We start from the raw sequence: 2,850 nt of genomic DNA, 5'->3' as shown, positions 1-2,850 counted from the left end.
AGACCGCGCATTATCTGATTGGCTCCGGATCAGTTTGACTGAGAGTATGTTACCAAACCCACGGTTCATGCGGAATAATTTCAACAGCCTGCTAGACACCCAACGCTACAGTTTGTAATTGCATTGGGTGTCTTGTTAGCTTTGTCAGATTTGAGGCCTGACCCAGTAGTTGATGATTTCGAACATCTGATCACTGCTGGGTGCATCGTATATGTAGCTGAACAATCCGAACCGGTAGGCGTTTTCAGCAAATGAAGAAGAGGGGATCTGGGCCACGCTGCCTTCATAGCTGGACTCCTCACCCTGGCCATAACTGATGGTCTTGTCGGTTCCGCCTCCGATACTGACACCAACCACAACCACGCCCACTGTGGCACGCATCTCAACCGTAGTATCAATGCTGTAAGTCTTGCCATTCGTTACCTCTTCGTAAACGCTGACTTCGGCGGTAACGAAACCGGTGCCCTGACCGACGTCGACTTCATTCGAGGCTATGCCGTCGTACAGATTGAGCAAGCCGTCTCGCTCCGCGGTGCCCGGGTAGCTGAACGGATCGCCAGCCGTATGGCTGAACACGGCCTCATCGATTTTGAAACCACCTTCGTCCAGGTTGTTATTGTAGAACTCACGATCCGTCATAATGGTAATGGGTTCCCGTGTTAAGCGGACCTGTATTTCACTGCCGATGAGTTCAGGGTCCCAGTGGGAGGTGACGATGTAGGTGTATACATCCATCGGTACGGTAAAGAAAATTACAGAGTCTTCTACCGGGCCGGTCGTATGTACCACACGCTTGGTTACTGTATAGGTGTTGTCGGTGAAGGAGCGTAGCCCGGTCTCCACCGTCGCCACCAGTTCAAACCCTGAAACCTTCACCCCAAAAGCGGAGAACTCTGTTTCAAAGCCAACACTGGCGCTGGCCGAAACGCTCCAGGCTTTTTCATTGGAGACCGACGAGCTGGAGGCCTTGCCAAAGGCTGTCCGGCAATCTCCCAGGGTTTGGCCGAAGTCGGCGCTGCAGGGTGCCGCAGCCAGGGCGGCAATGACCAGGGGTTCGGTAAAGACCAGCTTGTGCGTACCCTCCTTGAACCTCACCTTGATGCTGTCGTTATCGACGTTGGCGGGCATCAGTTGCAGGCGGTCTTCGACATCATCAACGGGAATGGTATGGCGTTCTCCCCAGGTACCGGACTCATTCAACCCCCAAATCCGTATCTCAGACGGGAAAATACTGTCACTGGCAAAAGCAATATTTTGCCGGTTATCGGAGGTCAGGTCGGCAACCACCATAGACGAGGAGCGCCAGCTGAAGGTGCCACTGCTGCTGCTTGAACTGGCCCAGAACAAGTCGGTTTTATTCAGGTTCTCGCGAACCGTTAACCCGGTAAGGCTGCCGCTGTCGACCAGGCTGTGATAGATGCGTTCATTAGCCTGGATCTCGGGTATGCCGTCTCCGTCGATATCAACGGTATTCACATGCATAAAAGTTAGCTTTCGACTTGAACCACTCTCACATGCACCACTGACTGCCTGGTAGTCTTCCGCATGCGCTCTCAGGGTAGCGAAGCCCCGGGGGGCATCGTCCAATACCTTAAGCGCGTATTCAGCGTCTATGTCACACTCGTTGCCTATGTCGGTCAGGCCGCCAATAATGAACTCGTCGACGCCATCACCATCAACGTCACCGATGGCAATATCGGCACCCTTGAGATTTCTGGCCCCGTCGGATAAAGATACAGTGCCCATACCCTCATCGAGCAAGTCAAAGCTGGTATTGGAATCGTCATAGAGGTAATAGCGGCTGACACCGTCGTTATTGTTAAAGGAGTAATTACTCTCGTATTCATTGATAATGACGCCCAGTTCATGCTCCCGGTCGTAATCCAGGTTGCCCACTGCGAAGGCGATGGTAACCGTGTTGTATGTCGTGCTTGAGTATTGAATCGGGCTGCCCGTTGAACTCAACGTGCCTTCGTTGTTGCTCATGGTTACAAAACTGGCCGAGCCGTTGAACATCATGCCAATAACGGGTTCGTATAGGCCATCGCCGTTAAAGTCGCCTGCGCTGATCACAAGATCACTCGGCTGCAAATTGGACACAATTTTCGGTGTTGAGATGGCGTAGCTATTCTCCGAATGGCCGATGGTGACCAGCATCACCGATACATCCGATCGGGTCGTGTCTTTGTAGGCCACAATCAACTCATCCATGCCATCGCCAGTGATGTCTGCAGCCACGGATGTTTGAATGAAGCCATTACCGGTCCATGGGGTGTCTGCGGCATCCGGACTGAACAGGTTGGTGTTGGTGAAGCTCATTGGGCCGGGAACTATTTCAGTCAGATCAAAGGGGTTGTCGTCTGAGTTCGAGAGCGTCATGTTCAGCGAGTACAGTTCGTCAAACTTTTCGATAGCCCTGCTGGCACCCAAAGGTGCATAGGATTCAGGCAGGGGTTCATTGTTGTTTGCTGAGATGGCTACTTCGCGGGCTGTCACCGTGGTATCGACGCCAAGCGCCTGTAACGTACAGTCGACAACATCTGACGCATTGTCGCAGTTCGGACCATTGTTGCCGGCTTCATCTTCATTGTCGTTGCCTGAACTTTCGCAACCACTGATAACAAGAACCCCAATAACCAATACTGAGCGCACCATGAGCTTCATATTTGAACTCCCTGTGTTGCGAGCCTGTTCTTACAGGGGTCGGGTGGCTGCACGGTTAATGCCAGAATTTATAATTCATTGAATTCAATTGTTTTGGCTCTTCGTAGTTTCCTGTGGAAATCCAGTATAATCAGGACTTGATCATACCGAATTTACGGGGAGTCTTTCTGTGGAAATCGAAGAGCA

General features: G+C 51.9%; 1 protein-coding gene. It reads right to left on the bottom strand.

All coding sequences use genetic code 11. The features are described 5' to 3' along the window. Positions 1–144: 144 nt before the first annotated feature. Complete coding sequence (locus G565_RS0120585; protein ID WP_028672486.1) at positions 145–2,664, bottom strand: hypothetical protein; 2,520 nt, start codon at positions 2,662–2,664, stop codon at positions 145–147. Between the last annotated feature and the right edge of the window lie 186 nt (positions 2,665–2,850).

Origin of the sequence: Saccharospirillum impatiens DSM 12546, from assembly GCF_000423605.1 — a bacterium.
In the GTDB taxonomy this organism is placed as follows: domain Bacteria; phylum Pseudomonadota; class Gammaproteobacteria; order Pseudomonadales; family Natronospirillaceae; genus Saccharospirillum; species Saccharospirillum impatiens.
This window is presented reverse-complemented; position numbering and strand designations above follow the sequence as displayed.